Annotated in this window: 17 protein-coding genes; 11 read left to right on the forward strand and 6 right to left on the reverse strand. The window is 69.6% G+C overall.

Going from position 1 to position 17,259, the window contains the following annotated elements:
• Positions 1–80: 80 nt before the first annotated feature.
• Genes ABZ848_RS05315 through ABZ848_RS05330 form a run of 4 tightly spaced genes read right to left on the reverse strand, consistent with a single transcriptional unit; the run spans position 81 to position 4,304 of the window.
• Positions 81–1,112: a LacI family DNA-binding transcriptional regulator gene (locus ABZ848_RS05315; protein WP_360825581.1), complete on the reverse strand. Its 1,032-nt coding sequence runs from the start codon at positions 1,110–1,112 to the stop codon at positions 81–83.
• A complete protein-coding gene (locus ABZ848_RS05320) occupies positions 1,109–2,014 on the reverse strand; it encodes a carbohydrate ABC transporter permease (protein ID WP_360825584.1) in 906 nt (301 codons plus the stop codon). Before ABZ848_RS05320 ends, ABZ848_RS05315 begins: the two co-directional genes overlap by 4 nt.
• Positions 2,011–2,988 (reverse strand): sugar ABC transporter permease, encoded by a 978-nt coding sequence (locus tag ABZ848_RS05325; RefSeq protein ID WP_360825587.1) that lies wholly within the window; start codon positions 2,986–2,988, stop codon positions 2,011–2,013. Before ABZ848_RS05325 ends, ABZ848_RS05320 begins: the two co-directional genes overlap by 4 nt.
• Positions 2,985–4,304, reverse strand: coding sequence for an extracellular solute-binding protein (locus ABZ848_RS05330; protein WP_360825590.1), 1,320 nt, complete (start codon positions 4,302–4,304; stop codon positions 2,985–2,987). Before ABZ848_RS05330 ends, ABZ848_RS05325 begins: the two co-directional genes overlap by 4 nt.
• Positions 4,305–4,534: 230 nt before the next feature.
• On the opposite strand from ABZ848_RS05330, the gene ABZ848_RS05335 reads away from it, so the two are divergent.
• From ABZ848_RS05335 to ABZ848_RS05345, 3 genes are all read left to right on the forward strand, one after another.
• Positions 4,535–6,556 carry a beta-galactosidase gene (locus ABZ848_RS05335; RefSeq protein WP_360825593.1) on the forward strand — a complete coding sequence of 674 codons (2,022 nt, stop codon included), beginning with the start codon at positions 4,535–4,537 and terminating at the stop codon, positions 6,554–6,556.
• Positions 6,557–6,702: 146 nt separating this feature from the next.
• Positions 6,703–8,271 (forward strand): glycosyl hydrolase 53 family protein, encoded by a 1,569-nt coding sequence (locus ABZ848_RS05340; RefSeq protein WP_360825596.1) that lies wholly within the window; start codon positions 6,703–6,705, stop codon positions 8,269–8,271.
• Positions 8,272–8,468: 197 nt separating this feature from the next.
• A complete protein-coding gene (locus tag ABZ848_RS05345; protein ID WP_360825599.1) occupies positions 8,469–8,756 on the forward strand; it encodes a winged helix-turn-helix domain-containing protein in 288 nt (95 codons plus the stop codon).
• Between the two features lie 13 nt (positions 8,757–8,769).
• Here ABZ848_RS05345 and ABZ848_RS05350 read toward each other — a convergent pair whose 3' ends face one another.
• Complete coding sequence (locus ABZ848_RS05350) at positions 8,770–9,597, reverse strand: ribonuclease BN (RefSeq protein WP_360825602.1); 828 nt, start codon at positions 9,595–9,597, stop codon at positions 8,770–8,772.
• A 135-nt stretch (positions 9,598–9,732) separates the two neighbouring features.
• On the opposite strand from ABZ848_RS05350, the gene ABZ848_RS05355 reads away from it, so the two are divergent.
• From ABZ848_RS05355 to ABZ848_RS05375, 5 genes are all read left to right on the forward strand, one after another.
• Positions 9,733–10,695 (forward strand): SMP-30/gluconolactonase/LRE family protein, encoded by a 963-nt coding sequence (locus ABZ848_RS05355; RefSeq protein ID WP_360825605.1) that lies wholly within the window; start codon positions 9,733–9,735, stop codon positions 10,693–10,695.
• 170 nt (positions 10,696–10,865) lie between these two features.
• Positions 10,866–11,327 carry a fluoride efflux transporter CrcB gene (crcB, locus tag ABZ848_RS05360; protein ID WP_360825608.1) on the forward strand — a complete coding sequence of 154 codons (462 nt, stop codon included), beginning with the start codon at positions 10,866–10,868 and terminating at the stop codon, positions 11,325–11,327.
• On the forward strand, positions 11,324–11,704 hold the full coding sequence (locus tag ABZ848_RS05365; protein WP_360825611.1) for a DUF190 domain-containing protein: 381 nt from the start codon (positions 11,324–11,326) through the stop codon (positions 11,702–11,704). The genes crcB (ABZ848_RS05360) and ABZ848_RS05365 overlap by 4 nt, the downstream gene beginning before the upstream one ends.
• Complete coding sequence (gene crcB / locus ABZ848_RS05370) at positions 11,701–12,075, forward strand: fluoride efflux transporter CrcB (protein ID WP_360825614.1); 375 nt, start codon at positions 11,701–11,703, stop codon at positions 12,073–12,075. The genes ABZ848_RS05365 and crcB (ABZ848_RS05370) overlap by 4 nt, the downstream gene beginning before the upstream one ends.
• Positions 12,076–12,148: 73 nt before the next feature.
• On the forward strand, positions 12,149–12,985 hold the full coding sequence (locus ABZ848_RS05375) for an undecaprenyl-diphosphate phosphatase (protein WP_360825617.1): 837 nt from the start codon (positions 12,149–12,151) through the stop codon (positions 12,983–12,985).
• Positions 12,986–13,115: 130 nt separating this feature from the next.
• Here the strand turns inward: ABZ848_RS05375 and ABZ848_RS05380 are convergent, their stop codons facing one another.
• Positions 13,116–13,805, reverse strand: a complete 690-nt coding sequence (locus tag ABZ848_RS05380; protein WP_360825620.1) for a GAF and ANTAR domain-containing protein — start codon at positions 13,803–13,805, stop codon at positions 13,116–13,118.
• A gap of 180 nt (positions 13,806–13,985) precedes the next feature.
• Here ABZ848_RS05380 and ABZ848_RS05385 point away from each other — a divergent pair, with 180 nt between their 5' ends.
• From ABZ848_RS05385 to ABZ848_RS05395, 3 genes are read left to right on the forward strand one after another with little or no spacing between them, the layout of a single operon-like run.
• Positions 13,986–14,663 (forward strand): FadR/GntR family transcriptional regulator, encoded by a 678-nt coding sequence (locus ABZ848_RS05385; RefSeq protein WP_360825834.1) that lies wholly within the window; start codon positions 13,986–13,988, stop codon positions 14,661–14,663.
• Complete coding sequence (locus ABZ848_RS05390; RefSeq protein WP_360825622.1) at positions 14,660–16,117, forward strand: amino acid permease; 1,458 nt, start codon at positions 14,660–14,662, stop codon at positions 16,115–16,117. The genes ABZ848_RS05385 and ABZ848_RS05390 overlap by 4 nt, the downstream gene beginning before the upstream one ends.
• Before the next feature lie 31 nt (positions 16,118–16,148).
• Positions 16,149–17,165 carry an asparaginase gene (locus tag ABZ848_RS05395; RefSeq protein ID WP_360825625.1) on the forward strand — a complete coding sequence of 339 codons (1,017 nt, stop codon included), beginning with the start codon at positions 16,149–16,151 and terminating at the stop codon, positions 17,163–17,165.
• Positions 17,166–17,259: the final 94 nt, after the last annotated feature.

A 17,259-nucleotide genomic window follows, 5' to 3' on the forward strand; every position in this document is an offset into this window, starting at 1 on the left:
TCAGTATGCGAAGGGACCGCCGTGCCGGGGGATGGAACAACGGACCGGGGCCGGGAGCCCTTGGCCCCGGCCCCGGGAACTCACGTGGAGTCCCGCTTCACCAGCTCCGTCGGCAGGATCACCGCCGCCGGGTCCTCGCCGCCGATCTGCGCGAGCAGCACCCGTACCATCTCGGCGCTGATGCGGTCGTAGGGCTGGCGGATCGTGGTGAGGGGCGGGGTCGCCTCGATCGCCGCGACGGAGTCGTCGAAGCCGCCCACCGACACGTCCTCCGGGACCCGGCGGCCCGCCCGGTGCAGCGCCGTCAGGGCGCCCTGCGCCATCAGGTCGGAGGCGACGAACACGGCGTCCATGTCCGGGGCCTGGGCCAGCAGCCGTTCGGCACCGGCCTCACCGCTGGCCCGGCTGTAGTCGCCGGAGACGATGAGGTCCTCGTCGATCCCGATGCCCGCGTCGGCGAGCACCTCCTTGTAGCCGGCGAGACGGTCGACACCGCCGGGCGTGTCCAGCGGTCCGCTCACCATGCCGATGCGGCGGCGGCCCAGCGACAGCAGGTGGCGCACCATGTCCCGGGCGCCGTCCCGGTCGTCCGCGGCCACGTAACTGACCTTGGAGCCGAGGCCCATGGGCTTGCCGCACTGGACGAGCGGCACGCCCGCCTTGTGCAGCTCCTCCGCGACCGGGTCCCCGGAGTGGCTGGAGACCAGCAGCACCCCGTCGACATGGCCGGCTGTGATGTAGCGCGTTATGCGCCGCCGTTCGTCCTTGGTGCCCGCCAGCATCAGCAGCAGCGGAATGTCGTGCGCCGCCAGCGCCTGGGTGCAGGCGCTCAGCAGCACATTGAAGTTGGGATCCTCGAAGAACCGTTCCTGAGGCTCCGTCAGCAGGAAGCCGACGGAGTCCGAACGGCCGGTGATCAGTGAGCGGGCGTGCCGGTTGACGACGTAACCCGTCTTGCGGATCGCCGCGTTGACCGCCTCGGCCGCGGCCGGGCTGACGTAGTGCCCGCCGTTGAGCACCCGCGAGACGGTGCCCCGCGAGACACCCGCCTCGCGGGCCACGTCGTGGATCGTCGGCGGTCTGCGTCGGCCCCCCGTGTTGCTCATGGTCATGACTTTACGGCTCCGGAGAGCAGATCGAGGCTCCAGAACCGCTGGATGACCAGGAAGAGCGCGATCAGCGGAAGCACCGCCAGGAACGCGCCGGTGATCACCAGGGTGTAGAGCGCAGGCGTGTTGGCACCCTGTTCGAGCAGCGTGTACAGACCCAGCGTGATCGGGAACTTCTCGTCGTCGCTGAGCATGATGTACGGCAGCAGGAAGTTGTTCCACACGGCCACGAACTGGAACAGGAACACCGTCACCAGACCCGGCACCATCATCGGCAGCGCGACCCGGGTGAAGATCCGCCACTCGCTCGCCCCGTCCATCCGCCCGGCCTCGACCACGTCGGCCGGCACGGCCGCGGAGGCGTAGATCCGCGCGAGGTAGACGCCGTACGGGGAAAGGATCTGCGGAAGCAGCACGGACAGGTAGGAGTCCGAGAGGTCCGCCTTCGCCAGCAGCAGGTACTGCGGGATGGCGAGGATGATCGGCGGCATCAGCACGCCCGCGAGCAGGACGTTGAAGATCGTCTCGCGGCCGCGGAAGCGGTAGGTCGCCAGCGCGTAGCCGCTGAACGCCGACACGCACGTCGACAGCAGGGCGCCCAGGCCGGCGTAGAGGGCGGAGTTGCCCATCCACTTCCAGTACACGCCGTCGCGGTAGGCGTTCAGCTGCTTGATGTTGTCGGCGAAGCCGCTGCCGGGCAGGAACGTGAACGTGGAGAACAGCTCACGCCCGGACTTGGTGGACGCGATGACGACCCACGCCACCGGCAGCAGCGTGTAGATCGCGCCGATCAGCAACGTGACCGTGGGAACCAGTGAGATCCGGCGGCGCAGCGGCGGACGGTCCTGGGCGGTGCCGGTGGTGCCGGCCGCGGAGGGGACTTTCTGGACGGCGAGGGAACTCATCGTGCTGCCTCCTGCTTCTGCCGGCGGTTCGCGGCCCGCAGGAAGCCGAAGGACAGGACGAGCGTCGCGACGGCGATGATCACGGCCTCGGCGGCCGCCTGGTAGATGTCGCCCTTGCGGAACGCGTCCTGGTAGACGGTCATCAGCGGACTCCAGGTCAGCGGCAGGGAGTTGGTGAGCGGCTTGAGGGTGGTCGGCTCGTTGAACACCTGGAGCGTCGCGATGATCGAGAAGAAGAAGGTCAGCACCAGCGAGGGCGCCACCATCGGGATCTTGATCCGCAGCGCGATCTGCAGCGGGGTGGCGCCGTCCAGCTTCGCCGCCTCGTACACCTCCGCCGGGATCGCCTGCAGCGAGGTGTAGATGACGATCATGTTGAAGCCGGTACCGCCCCAGACCGCGATGTTGGCCATCGCGAGGTACAGCGGACCCCCGTCGAGGAGGTTCGGCTGCGGCATGTGCAGCTTCTCGAGCACGTAGTAGAAGGGGCTGACGTCCGGCAGGTACAGGAAGCCCCACATCAGGGCCGCCACCACACCGGGAATGGCGTACGGCAGGAAGATCGCGAGCCGGGTGAAGGGCGCGAGCCGCACCTTCTCCGAGTCGAGCATCAGCGCGAACAGGAGGGCGAGGCCGAGCATCACCGGGACGACGATGCAGCCGTAGCCCAGCACGCGCAGCGCCCCGTGCAGCAGTTCGCTGTCGGTGAGGGCGTCGGTGTAGTTCTCCAGGCCGGCCCAGACCTCCTTGCGGGCACCCGAACCCAGGCCCAGCCCGGAGACGTGCACCTTGCGGAAGCTCAGGTAGGCCGCGTAGCCGATGGGCAGCGCGAAGAACAGTGCGAAGAGGACAGTGGCGGGGACGAGGAAAAAGTAGGGGGCGCTTCGCGCTCGTTTGAGGGTGGTGGTGGGAGACGGGTGGGCGTACGGGGCCCCCTTGACCCCGTACGACCTCCGGCGGGTGGTGCTGCTCACTGAGCGACCTCGAAGCCCTGCTTCTTCAGGTCGGCGACCGTGGCGTCCTGCATCTTGTCCAGGGCGGCGGTGAAGTCCGACTTGTTCTTCGCGGCGGCGCCGAACGCGTCGTTGAACGTGGTGTAGGCGACGTTCACGTTCGGGCCCCAGGCCGAGGGCGCCGTGGTCTTCGCGATCTCGGCGGCCTTGGCGTAGAAGTCCGACTGGTTCGAGAAGTACGCCGGGGGAGTGGTGAAGGCGCCGCTGGTCTGGGCGTTGGTGGCGGCCGGGTAGATGCCGCTCTCCTTGGCGAGTGCCTGCAGGGCCGTGCCGTCCGTGTTCAGCCACGCGGCGAACTTGGCGGCGGCCTCCTTGTGCGACGAGTCCGAGGTAACGGCGGTCGAGGAGCCGCCCCAGCTGCCCGTGACGTTCTCACCGGCGGACCACTGGGGGAGCGGGGCCATGGCCCACTTGCCCTTGGTGTCCGGCGCGGCCGTGGTCAGCGTGCCCGGCGCCCACACGGCGGACACCCAGGCGATCTGCTTGCCGGTGTTCAGCGCCTTGTTCCAGGACGGCGTGTACATCGGCTGGTTGTCGATGGCGCCCTCCTTGACCAGGCCGCCCCAGAAGTCGGCGACCTTCTTGGTGGCCGTGTCGTTGATGCCGACCTTCCACTTGTCGCCGGAGGTCGTCCACCACTTGGCGCCGGCCTGCTGGGCGAGGCCCGCGAAGAGGCCGGAGTCGTTGGCGGAGAAGGTGGTGAGGTCCTTGTCCGGGGCCTTCTTCTTCAGCGCACGGGCGGTCTCGGCGAACTCGTCCCAGGTCGTCGGGACCGTCAGGCCGTACTTCTTGAAGAGGTCCGCGCGGTAGTAGAACATCATCGGCCCGATGTCCTGCGGCACCGCGTACACCGCGTCCGTGCCCAGCGTGGTCTGCTGCCAGACACCGTCGGCGAACTTGCTCTTGGCGTCGCCGACCTCCTTCGATATGTCGGCGAGCGCGTCATTGCTGACCAGCGTCGGCAACGCCTGGTACTCGGCCTGCACCAGGTCCGGGGCCGTCTTCGCCTTGTGCGCGGTGAGGATCTTGGTGACCAGCGTGTCGCCGGACGCCTGCTTCTTCACCGTGACCGTGATCTGGTCCTTCTTGCCCGGACCCTTGTTCCACAGGTCCACGACCTTGTCCATGCCGGGCGTCCAGGTCCAGTACGTCAGCGAGACCGGACCGGACTCGGCCTTGCTGTCCGAGTCGGACGAACCGCACGCGGCGAGTGCGGTGGCGCCGAGGGCGACGGCGATGGTGCAAGCCACGAGGCGACTGCGCTTCGTGTTGGGCATGGATCTCTCCCCTGACCTGGGCCCCCGCCTGCTGCGGGAACCTGCCATGCGAATCACATGAGCCGGGCCCCCGCCCGTCGCGAGGACCTGTCATGCTGCTCTGTGAGCGTTCACAGTAGAGAAACATCCCGGACACTTGTCAATGGTTGTTGCTGTGCGGTTATGTTGGGCTCGCACCGCCGCCGCTGTGTGTGCACGTTCCCAAATGATCGATAAAACGGGAGAGATCCATGCCGGAGACCAGCCCCAGGGGCCTCACCAGGCTCGCCTTCGGTGGGGACTACAACCCCGAGCAGTGGCCGGAAAGCGTCTGGCACGAGGACGTCCGGCTGATGCGCGAGGCCGGCGTCACGATGGTGAGCCTCGGAATCTTCTCCTGGGCGCTCCTCGAGCCCTCACCAGGGGTGTACGACTTCGGCTGGCTCGACCGGATCGTCGACCTGTTGCACGAGAACGGCATCCGCGTCGACCTGGGCACGCCCACCGTCTGCCCGCCCGCCTGGTTCTACCGCGCGCACCCCGAGGCGCTGCCGGTCAGCCGCGAGGGCGTGCGCTACGAGTTCGGCTCCCGCGCCGCGATCTGTCACAGCAACGCCGACTACCGGGTTGCCGCCGCGACCATCACCACCAAGCTCGCCGAGCGCTACGCCGACCACCCGGCGCTCGCGCTGTGGCACGTGCACAACGAGTACGGCGTCCCCGTCTCCGCCTGCTACTGCGACTCCTGCGCCGCCCACTTCCGTTGTTGGCTCGAGGCGACGTACGGGACCGTCGAAGCCGTCAACGAGGCCTGGGGCACGGCCTTCTGGGGCCAGCGCTACACCGGCTTCGACCAGATCAACCCGCCGCGCGCCACCCCGACGGCCGTCAACCCGGCCCAGGCACTCGACTACAAGCGCTTCGCCGACGCCACCATGCGCGAGAACTTCTGCAGGGAGCGGGACATCCTGCACGGACTCGCGCCCGGCGTCCCGGTCACCACCAACTTCATGACCGCCCTCAGCCAGTGCGACTCCGTCGACTACTGGGCCTGGGGCCGCGAGGTCGACCTCGTCACCAACGACCACTACCTGATCACCGACGGCCGCCGCACCCACGTCAACCTCGCGATGGCCGCCGACCTCACCCGCTCCGTCGCCGGTGGCGCTCCGTGGCTGCTCCTGGAGCACTCCACCTCGGGTGTGAACTGGCAGCCGCGCAACCCCGCCAAGGCCCCGGGGCAGATGGCCCGCAACTCCCTGGCACACGTGGCCCGTGGCTCCGACGGCGCGATGTTCTTCCAGTGGCGCCAGTCCCGGCGCGGCGCCGAGAAGTTCCACTCGGCGATGCTCCCGCACGGCGGCACCGACACGCGCGTGTGGCGTGAGGTGGTCGAACTCGGCGCGTCCCTCGACTCGTTGAGCACCGTCCGCGGCACCCGTACCGAGGCCGACGTGGCCGTGCTGTGGGACTGGCACTCCTGGTGGGCGCAGAACCTGGAGTGGCGCCCCAGCGAGGACCACGACCCGCGCGAGCGCGCTGACGCCTTCTACGAGGCCCTGTACGACCGCCACCTCACGGTCGACTTCGCCCACCCGGAAGCCGACTTGTCGAGGTATCCCCTTGTCGTCGTGCCCGCCCTCTACCTGATGACGGAGGCGGCCGGGAACAACCTCAAGGAGTACGTCGAGAACGGCGGCACCCTCGTCGTCTCGTACTTCTCCGGCATCGTCGACGAGCACGACGCCGTCCACGAGGGCGCCTACCCGGGCGCGCTCAGGGACGTGCTCGGCCTGACCGTCGAGGAGTTCTCGCCGCTGCTGCAGGGCCGGTCGGTGCGCATCACCGGTCCGGACGGCTCCGAGCTGGCCGGCGACGTGTGGAGCGAGTTCGTGGTGCCGCGCGGCGCCGAGACCGTGTGGACGTACGCCGACGGTCTGACCGCGGGCGGGCCGGCCGTCACCCGCCACCACCTCGGCGAGGGCACCGCCTGGTACGTCTCCACCCGCCTCGGTGCCGAGGGCCTGGACGCCCTGCTGGGCTGGGCCCTGGAGGACGCCCGGGTCGCCCCGCGCGCCGACCTGCCCCGTGACGTCGAGGTCGTGCGCCGCACCGGCGAGTCGGGCAGCTATCTGTTCGCGATCAACCACACCGCCTCGGACGCGAAGGTGCCGCTGGACGCGCACGGCACCGAGCTGCTGACCGGTGAACGCGCGGCGGGCCGCCTCGCGCTGCCCGCGGGAGCCGTCCGGGTCGTACGACTCGACGGCTGAGCCGACTCCCCTCCGCCCGCGCGTGCCACGAGAGCCGCGGGCGGAGGGGCTCTCCCTCCGGGTGCCACCGGAAGGAACCCCATCGGGGAAACCCCCACTGGAGGGGACACCCCATCCCCATCACGTCGAAGGGACGACGGACGAAGATGTTCCATCCCAGACGCACACTAAGGGCCCTGCTGCTGCCGCTCGTGGCCGGGCTCGCCCTCGTCGCTCTGCCCGCCCCCAGCGCGCAGGCCGCCAGCACGCTCACCAACGGCGGATTCGAGTCCGACGGCACCGGCACCGCGACGCCGACCGGCTGGTCGACGTATTCGGCGGCCGGTCAGAACGCGGCCTCGTACACCGAGTCCGGCGGTCACAGCGGCAGTTACCGCCTGTCCCACTACTCGTCCGCCGCCTACAAGGTGGAGACGTACCAGTACCTGTCGGGACTGACCAACGGCAACTACACGCTCACCGCCTGGGTCCGCTCCAGCGGCGGCCAGAACTCCGCGTACATATCCCTGAAGAACTGCGGCAGTTCGGAGCAGAAGACCGATCTGCCGGTCTCCACCAGCAGCTGGGTCCGCATTGTCACGTCGATCAATGTGACCAACAACCAGTGCACCATCAGCATCAACAGTGATGCGAACGCGGGCAACTGGATCAATGTTGACGACCTGACCTTCGCGTCCGGCTCCACCGGCCTGTCGATCAAGGGTGCCGACATCTCCTCCCTCGCCAAGAGCGAGGCCCTCGGCGGCGTCTACAAGACCAGCTCCGGCACCACCGGCGACGCGGTCACCATCCTGAAGAACGCCGGCATGAACTACGCGCGCCTGAAGGTCTGGGTCAACCCGGCCGACGGCTACAACAACAAGACGCGCGTGCTGGCCATGGCCAAGCGCATCAAGGCCGCCGGCATGAAGCTGCTGGTCGACTTCCACTACTCGGACACCTGGGCCGACCCGGGCAAGCAGACCAAGCCCGCCGCCTGGTCCTCGCATACATACAGTCAACTGAAGACGGACGTGTACAACCACACGTACGACGTGTTGAACGCGTTGAAGGCCCAGGGCACCACCGCCGACATGGTCCAGGTCGGCAATGAGATCAATGGCGGCATGCTGTGGTCCGAGGGCTCCACCGACAACTGGTCGCAGCTCGCCGGTCTGATCAACTCCGGCTACAGCGCGGTCAAGGCGGTCTCCTCCGGCACGCAGGTCGCCCTGCACCTGGCCAACGCGGGCGACGACGCGACGGTCCGCTGGTGGTTCGACAACGCCAAGACCTACGGCATCAACTACGACGTGATCGGGCTGTCGTACTACGGCTACTGGCACGGTTCGCTGGCCGCCGCGCAGACCACGCTGGACGACGTGGTCTCCCGCTACGGCAAGCCCGTCTTCGTCGCCGAGACGGCCTACCCGTTCACGCTGTCCCAGGACGACTCGCTGGAGAACCAGATCGACACCAGCGGCGAACTGGTCACCGGCTACCCGGCCACCCAGGCGGGCCAGCTGGCGTGGATGAACGCCGTGGCGAACATCGTCGAGGCCGTCCCCGGCAACAAGGGACTCGGCGTCTTCTACTGGGAGGCGACCTGGACCGCGGTCACCGGCAACGGCTGGGACCCGACCGACTCCACCTCCGGCAACGGCTGGGAGAACCAGGCCCTGTTCGACTACTCCGACAAGGCCACTTCCGCCATGAGCTGGTTCAGCCATCGCTGAACCATGAGGAGAGGGCCCGGTCGCAGGGGAGCGGCCGGGCCCTCGCCCTTTCCGTACAGGGGCCGTGCCCCATGCGCCTGGACAGACCGGGCCGCTCGGTACCGGACAAGCGCCGCCGAGTCACGGACACGACTGTGGGTCCTGCGGGACAGTGGGAGGACGCGGTTCGCGGTGGTCCGTCCGGAAAGGGGGACGCGATGTTGAGGGCTTCCGTCAGCGGGACACGTCTGGACATCCTGGAGTGGCTGAAGGAGCCGGCCGCCCACTTCCCACCCCAGTCGCACGGGAGCGGCGTCGAAAGAGGCGTGACCGTTGACGCCGTCGCCGCGAAGCTCGGTGTGTCCAGCGCGGTCGCCGGCACCCATCTCGGACTGCTCGCGGACATGGGCCTGTTGACGGCGTGCAGGATCGGGACGCGCACCTACTACCGGCGCGACGAGATCCGGATCGCCGAGGTGGCGCGGATGTTCGAGAAGGGCTGGTAGACGCGGCCAGGGGCTAGACCTTGCCCTCGGGCGCCTGGACGGGCGGGGCCTCCTCATCGGCGGCGTCCTCCTCGTCCGTGTAGCCGAACCGCTCGCACAGCAGCCGCCCGATCAGCGCACCGCCGTAGACCACGAAGCCCACTCCGACCAGCCAGGACTCCACGACCAGGATGGTGCCGACCGGGCCGTAGCTGACCGCGTTGGTGACCAGCAGCGGGGTGAACACCAGATACGAGAACCAGCGCAGGCCCACCAGCCCCGCCATCGTGGCGAGCGCCCCGGGCAGCAGGTGCCGCCAGCGCACCTGGCGATTGAGGAGGAAGTGCGGGCCCCACCAGAAGAACAGGATCCCGACCGCCATGCTCAGCGGGATGCGGGCGGTCCCGTGCAGCACGTTCCGGGTCTCCACCTGCGCGTACACGTACGCCATGAGCACGACCAGCCAGACCGCCTGCCGCCAGATCCGGTGCCACGGCCCGGGGGACGGCTTCCAGATCCGCTCGTAGCCGTTCTGCACGCTCGCCGCGAACGACAGCCCGAACAGCGCGAGCAGCGCCACGCTCCACGCGCTCGCGGTGCCGACCACCTTGCTGGGCGGCCCGAAGACGTCCGACAGGGCCTTCGCGGAGCGCCCGGACAGGTCCATCCCGTCCACCAGCCACAGCGCGAAACCGCCGTGCCCCAGCGGATCCGCCGCCGCGACCACGATCAGCAGCGGCGCCAGCGTGACCAGCGCGAGCGTCGCGAATCCCAGGGCCCGGTGCAGCAGTTCCAGCTCCCGGCCCCGCCGGTGCAGCTCACCGAGTCCCGACCGGTGCCACCAGCGGGCCGACCGTGACATGGGACCACTCCTTATCGGCGATGTCCTGAGTGGCCGGGAAAGTGCCGAGGTAAACCTGATCGAGTGACCCCGCGCCCGGCGGACCTCCTGCTACGTGCCAGCATGAACTGTCCCGACCTCGACGAGGAGGTTTCCATGGACCGACCCGCCGCTCTCGTTCCGCTCCGGTACGTCGCCATCGGCGGCCGTGGCCCCGAGGACGTCGTCGCCGACGCCCGGGGCCGTGTGCTCACCGGCGTGGAGGACGGCCGCATCCTGCGCGTCGACGGCCTGACCGGCGAGGCGCCGGCCCGCGTCGAAGTGCTCGCCGAGACCGGCGGCCGGCCGCTCGGCCTCGAACTCCTGCCGGACGACGTCCTGTTGGTGTGCGACGCCGAGCTCGGACTGCTCCGCGTCGACCTGCGCGAGGGCATCGTCCGTATCCTCGCCGACTCGGTGGCGGGGGAGCGGCTGCGGTTCTGCAGCAATGTCGTCGCCCTGGCCGACGGCAGCGTCTGCTTCACCGTCTCCAGCCGTGTGCACCCGCTCGATCACTGGATCGGCGACATCGTCGAGCACACCGGCACCGGGCGTCTGCTGCGCCTCGAACCCGGCAGCGAGATGCCCGAAGTACTCCTTGAGGGGCTGCAGTTCGCCAACGGTCTCGCGCTCGCCGCCGACGAATCGTTCCTGGTCGTCGCCGAGACCGGCGCCCGCAGGCTCACCCGCTACTGGCTCACCGGTCCGAAGGCCGGACACGGCGAGCCCTTCGCCGAGAACCTGCCCGGCATGCCCGACAACATCTGGCGCGGCTCGCCGGACGGGCCGATCTGGGTCTCCCTGGCCTCCCCGCGCGTCCAGCCGCTCGACCTGCTGCACCGCACCCCGCCCGCCGTCCGCGCCGCCGCCGCCCGTATCGCCGTACACGCCCCCTACCGCCCCGCCGGGACCATCGGCGTCCTCGCGGTCGACGACCAGGGCGATGTCGTCCACCACCTCACCCGCCGCCGCTCCGGCTTCCGCATGGTCACCAGCGTCTGCGAGGCCGCCGGCCACCTGGTGCTGGGCAGCCTGTGGGAGCGTGGGATCGCGGTCTGTGAGCGGCCCGCCCCGAAATGACCCCGGTCCGGGCCGGGCGCTACCCTGTAGCCCGGCCGCGAGCACCTCGTCGCGGCGCGGCGGTGGGGCCCGCCGTACCCGAACCGCGGCAGTGGTGCCGCCAACGGTCCCTACTTGCGAAGGAGCGGCGCCCGCATGCCCGGGCCCCGGCGAGTAGGAGACGTACGACCATGACAGCCCCGGAAGCCGAGAGCCTCCGTACCCGCCCGAGCGCCCCGCGACGGCCCGACTGGCGCGCCCAGGCGCCCGTCGTCGCGGTGGTCGCGCTCGGCGGGGCCATCGGTGCCACCGCCCGCTACGCGCTCGCCCTGTGGTGGCCCACCCAGTCCGGCGGATTCCCGTGGGCGACGTTCTGGACCAACGTCGTCGGCTGTGCCGTGATCGGCGTGTTCATGGTCGTCATCACCGACGTATGGGCCGCCCACCGCCTCGTCCGCCCCTTCTTCGGCACCGGCGTGCTCGGCGGCTTCACCACCTTCTCCACCTACGCCGTCGACATCCAGCGGCTCGTCGACTCCGGTCACCCCCGCACGGGGCTGGCCTACCTCGCCGCGACCCTGCTCGCGGCCCTCACGGCGGTCTGGCTCGCGGTCGCCGCGTGCCGCCGCGTCCTGAAGTGGAGGCAGCCATGACGAGGCTGACCGGCAACGCCCTGCGCGTGACCGTCTTCATCGGCGAGAACGACACCTGGCACCACAAGCCGCTCTACTCCGAGATCGTGCACCGCGCCCACGCGGCCGGACTCGCCGGCGCCAGCGTCTTCCGCGGCATCGAGGGCTTCGGCGCCTCCTCCCTGATCCACACCACCCGGCTGCTCTCCCTCAGCGAGGACCTGCCCGTCGCGATCGTCATCGTCGACACCGAGGAGCGGGTACGGGCCTTCCTGCCGCAGCTCGACGAACTCGTCGGCGAGGGACTCGTCATCCTCGACGACTGCGAGGTCATCAGGTACGTCGGCCGTGAGGGCAACCCCGCCAAAGCGGACGTGAAGGGTAAGAGGTCGTTGTGAACTGGCTGTTGGTGATCGCGGGCGCCATGGTCGGAGCCCCGCTGCGCTACCTCACCGACCGCGCGGTGCAGTCGCGGCACGACACGGTCTTCCCCTGGGGCACCTTCGCGGTGAACGTCACGGGCTGTCTGATCCTCGGCCTCCTGACCGGCGCCGCGGCACAGGGAGCGGCCGGTTCCCACCTGCAACTGCTCCTCGGCACCGGCCTGTGCGGGGCCCTGACGACGTACTCGACCTTCTCGTACGAGACCCTGCGGCTGACCGAGACGGGGGCGGGGCTCTACGCTGCCGCCAACGTCGTGGGGAGCGTGACGGCGGGCCTCGGCGCGGCATTCGTCGGGGTGTCGGTCGCGCAGGCCCTGTGGACCTGATTACCCGGACCACGCCCGCGCGTAGTAAGACTGTCTACAGCACTGTCGACCAACTCCTTCAGAACTGGATCCCATGAGCGTCATCAACGTCGGCCAGGCCGCCGTCCTCGGAGTCGTCGAGGGACTGACCGAGTTCCTGCCCGTCTCCTCCACCGGCCATCTGAAGATCACCGAGGGGCTCATGAACATCCCCGTCGACGACGACGCCGTCGTCGGCTTCTCGGCCGTCATCCAGGTCGGGGCGATCGCGGCCGTGCTCCTGTACTTCTTCAAGGACATCGTGCGGATCGTCTCCGCCTGGGGAAGAGGGCTGGTCAACAAGGAGGAGCGGTACCACCACGACTACAAGTTCGCCTGGTGGGTCATCTACGCCACCATCCCGATCGTGATCGTGGGCCTGGCCGCCAAGCCGCTCATCGAGGGTCCGCTCGCCTCCCTGTGGGTGGTCGCGGCCTCGCTGATCGTCGGCAGTGGCGTGATGTGGGCGGCGGACCAGATGGGCCGGCACAAGCGCGGTGAGGACGACACCACCTTCAAGGACGCGATGCTGGTCGGCGGCTCGCAGATCCTCGCCCTGCTCTTCCCCGGCTTCTCCCGCTCCGGCGCCACCATGTCCACGGCCCTCATCCTCGACCTGGACCGCGTCGCCGCCACCCGCCTCTCCTTCTTCCTCGGCATCCCGGCCCTGACCGGCGCCGGCCTGTACGAGCTCAAGGACGCGCTCGGCACGGGCGTGGGCGCCGCCCCGCTCGCCGTGGGCACGCTCGTCTCCTTCGTCGTCGCCTACGCCTCCATCGCCTGGCTGCTGAAGTACGTCGCCAAGCACTCCTTCAACGCCTTCGTCATCTACCGGATCGTCGTGGGCGTGCTGCTGCTCGGGCTGCTGGCGGGCGGGGCGCTGAACAGCTGACGGTGGATGCGTGAAGGGAGCCGGGCTGGGGACTTGGCGTTGAGGCCGGGTGCAGCGACGCTCCCCTGGGGGGCTGGCCCGGCCAGGCTCCTCCGGTTCAGACGACGAGCCGGGGGAGCCGCCCGTGTACTCAGTCCACGCCGCCGCGCTCGCAGACCCGGCGGGCGACCTCGCGGAGCTTGATGTTGTGCTGCTGCGAGAAGCGGCGCAGGGCCTCGAACGCCTGTTCCTCGGTGAGGTTGTGCGCGCCCATGAGGATGCCCATGGCCTCGCCGATGGCGTGCCGGGTGGCGACGGCCTCTTCCATCTGGGCGTAGGTGCGGGCGCTGGAGAACGCGACCGCCGCGTGCGAGGCCAGCAGCCAGCCGGCCAGCTCACTGGCCTCGGTGAAGGCGCCCGGCTTGCGGGAGTAGAGGTTCAGCGCCCCGAACTCCTGGTCCTCGGTGTAGAGCAGGAAGCCCATCATGCTGCCCACCCCCAGGGCGTGCGCCTGCGGGGCGTAGTCGGGCCAGCGCGGCTGCTCCCGGGTGAAGTCCGCGATACGGAAGACCCGCTCGCCGTCCACGGTGCGGGCGGCCTCGAAGCACGGCCCCTCGCCCAGCCGCCCCTGCAGTTCGTCACTGTCGACGACGAGCTTCTCGGTGGGCGCCAGCGTCCGTACCTTCTCGCCGCTCAGCATCAGAATGCCGGCCGCGTCACAGCCCTCCACCAGCTCGGTCGCCGAGTGGGTGATCCGTTCCAGGGTGGCATCGACCGACTCCTGGGCGAGGAGATCGCGGGCCATCGCCGCCATCTGCTGCGCGAACCGACCCCAGTCCATAGCGGCCTCCGTGTCTCGGGACGTCCTGGCCAAGAAGCCGTCTACCCAGCCTTTCCCACAAGTCTCCCCCGGGCGGCCGGGGGACCCCCTTGACAGTGTCCGCCCGTCACCCGCAGTATCGCTCCCGTGAACCTGTCAGACAGCAAGACAGCCAGTCAGGGTCCGCGGCGCATCAGCGCGATGGAAGCGGTCCTGGCGCATCTGCGTGCCGCCATCGAGAACGGCGAGTACGCGGTGGGGGACAAGCTGCCCTCCGAGGCGGAGCTCTGCCGCTCCCTGGAGGTCAGCCGGCCCGTGCTGCGCGAGGCCCTCAGGGCACTGCAGACGATGGGCCTGACCGTCTCCAAGACCGGCAAGGGCACCTTCGTGGTCGCGAACGCCGTCGAGGACCCCACCTTCGGCGACTACGCGGCCAGCGACCTGCTGGAGGTGCGCCGCCATGTGGAGATCCCGGTGGCGGGTTACGCGGCCGTGCGCCGCACGTCCGAGGACCTGGACCACCTGGCGCACCTGCTGGAGCGCATGGAGCGGGAGACCGACACCACCTCCTGGGTCGCCCTCGACACGCTGTTCCACCTCGCTGTCGCCCAGGCCGCCCAGAACCCGGTCTTCCGCCGGGTCATCGAGGAGATCCGGGACGCACTGGCGCGTCAGTCGGCCTTCCTCAACGAGCTGGGCGGACGCCGCGAGCAGTCCAACCGCGAGCACCGGGCGATCGTCGAGGCGCTGATGGACGGTTCCGAACTCGACGCGACCGACGCCATGGCGCACCACCTCGACCGCGTCGAGACCACCCTCACCAACATCGTGCGCCCCGGGCGCACGGACACCCCAACGGAAGGCGGACCCGAGGCGTGAGCGAGCAGTCCCTGCACGAAGGCGTGCAGAAACGTTCCGGCCATGTCGACGCCGGAGACGCGGGCTACAGCAAGTCCCTGAAGTCCCGGCACGTCAACATGATCGCCATCGGCGGCGCCATCGGCACCGGCCTCTTTCTCGGCGCGGGCGGCCGGCTCGCCGACGCCGGCCCCTCCCTGTTCGTCGCCTACGCGGTCTGCGGCGTCTTCGCCTTCCTCGTCGTACGCGCCCTCGGCGAACTCGTGCTGTACCGGCCCTCCTCGGGCGCCTTCGTGTCGTACGCCCGCGAGTTCCTCGGCGAGAAGGGCGCGTACACCGCGGGCTGGATGTACTTCCTGAACTGGGCGACCACCGGCATCGCCGACATCACCGCGGTGGCCACGTACACCCACTACTGGGGCATGTTCTCGGACATCCCTCAATGGGTGATCGCATTGATCGCCCTCGCGGTCGTGCTGACCGTCAACCTGATCTCCGTCAAGATCTTCGGTGAGCTGGAGTTCTGGTTCGCGATCGTCAAGGTCAGCGCGCTGGTGATCTTCATGTGCATCGGCATCTTCCTGCTGGTCACCCAGCACCCCGTCGACGGTGCCGCCCCCGGCCCGTCCCTGATCACCGACAACGGCGGCATCTTCCCCAACGGCCTGCTGCCCATGCTGCTGATCATCCAGGGCGTCGTCTTCGCCTACGCCTCCGTCGAGCTGGTCGGCGTCACGGCGGGCGAGACCGAGAACCCCGAGAAGATCATGCCGAAGGCGATCAACTCGATCATGTGGCGCGTCGGCATCTTCTACGTCGGCTCGGTCGTCCTGCTCTCGATGCTGCTGCCCTGGAACAAGTACAGCTCCGGCGAGAGCCCCTTCGTGACCGTGCTGTCCAACATCGGCATCCCGGCGGCCGGCGGCGTGATGAACCTCGTCGTCCTCACCGCGGCCATGTCCTCGCTCAACTCCGGCCTGTACTCCACCGGCCGCATCCTGCGCTCCATGGCGATGTCCGGTTCCGCCCCCAGGTTCACCTCGGTGATGAGCCGCAGCCAGGTCCCGTACGGCGGCATCCTGCTCACCAGCGGTATCTGTGTCCTGGGCGTCGGCCTCAACTTCGTGGTCCCGGCGGACGCCTTCGAGATCGTCCTGAACTTCGCGGCGATCGGCATCCTCTCCACCTGGGGCATGATCATGATCTGTCACCTCCTCTTCTGGCAGAAGACCCAGCAGGGCGAGCTGACCCGCCCGGGCTACCGGCTGCCCGGCTCCCCCTGGACCGAACTCGTGACGCTGGCCTTCCTCGCCTCCGTCCTGGTCCTCATGTACGCCGACGGAGGCGCCGGCCGCACCACCGTGCTGTGCCTGCCGCTGATCGTCGGAGCGCTGGTCGGCGGATGGTTCGGCATCCGCGGCCGCGTCGCCCGCCGGTCCACCGAGAACGAACCCACCACCGGAGCGGGCGCGTGACCCTCGCACCGCTCCCAGACAAGAGGCAGTGATGTTCAGCAGTTCCGTCGCGGACGCACCCCTGATCCGCGAGCCCCTCCACGCCCCCGTCGCCCACCTGATACGCGGCGGGGTCGTCGAGGGCATCCACTACGGCTCCGTCGTCGTGCTCGGCCCCGACGGACGCGTCCAGTTCCAGCTCGGCGACATCGAGGCGGCCTTCTACCCCCGGTCCGCCCTCAAGCCCGTGCAGGCCGTCGCCATGGTCCGGGCGGGGCTGCCGCTCGACGGCGAGCTGCTCTCGCTCACCGCGGCGAGCCACTCCGGCGAGGAACGGCACCTCGCCGGCACCCGGCGGATCCTCGAACTCGCCGGGCTGAGCGAGGACCATCTGCGCAACGTGACCGACATGCCGTTCGACCCGCTCGTGCGGGACGCGTGGGTGCGGGAGGGGCGTGCGCCCTCGCGGCTCGCCCAGAACTGCTCCGGCAAGCACGCGGCGATGCTGTACACGTGCGTGCTCAACGGCTGGTCCCTGGACGACTATCTGGATCCGGGGCATCCGCTCCAGCAGGCCATCGCGGAGATCGTCGAGGACCTCACCGGGCAGCGGATCGCCCAGGTGACCGTCGACGGATGCGGGGCGCCGCTGTTCTCGGTCTCGCTGCACGGGCTCGCTCGTGCGGGTGCTCGGATCACGGCCGCCGTTCCCGGTACGCCGGAGGCGCGGGTGGCCGACGCGATGCGGTCGCACGCGGAGATGGCCTCCGGCGCGGGGCGGGACGTGGCCGCGCTGATGGCTGCTGTGCCGGGGCTGCTGGCCAAGGACGGCTTCGAGGGTGTTCAGGTTGCTGCGCTGCCGGATGGGCGGGCCGTTGCCGTGAAGATCGCGGACGGGGCCAATCGGGCGCGGATTCCTGTGGCTGCGGCGGCGTTGGCTCGGGCCGGGGTTGATCCCGAGCTGCTCACCGAGTTCGCCGGGGAGGCGCTGCTCGGGGGTGGGCGGGCGGTTGGGTGTGTGCGGCCCGTTCGCTCGCTTGAGCCGGTGGTGGTTTCGGCCTGCGCCTAGTGGGGCGGGCCGACTTATTGTTCGGCGGCTGCCGGTCCGTTGTGGCTGGTCGCGCCCACGCGGCGGAGCCGCATATTGATGCAGCCCCGCGCCC

Origin of the sequence: Streptomyces sp. NPDC047081, from assembly GCF_040643775.1 — a bacterium.
Lineage (GTDB): Bacteria > Actinomycetota > Actinomycetes > Streptomycetales > Streptomycetaceae > Streptomyces.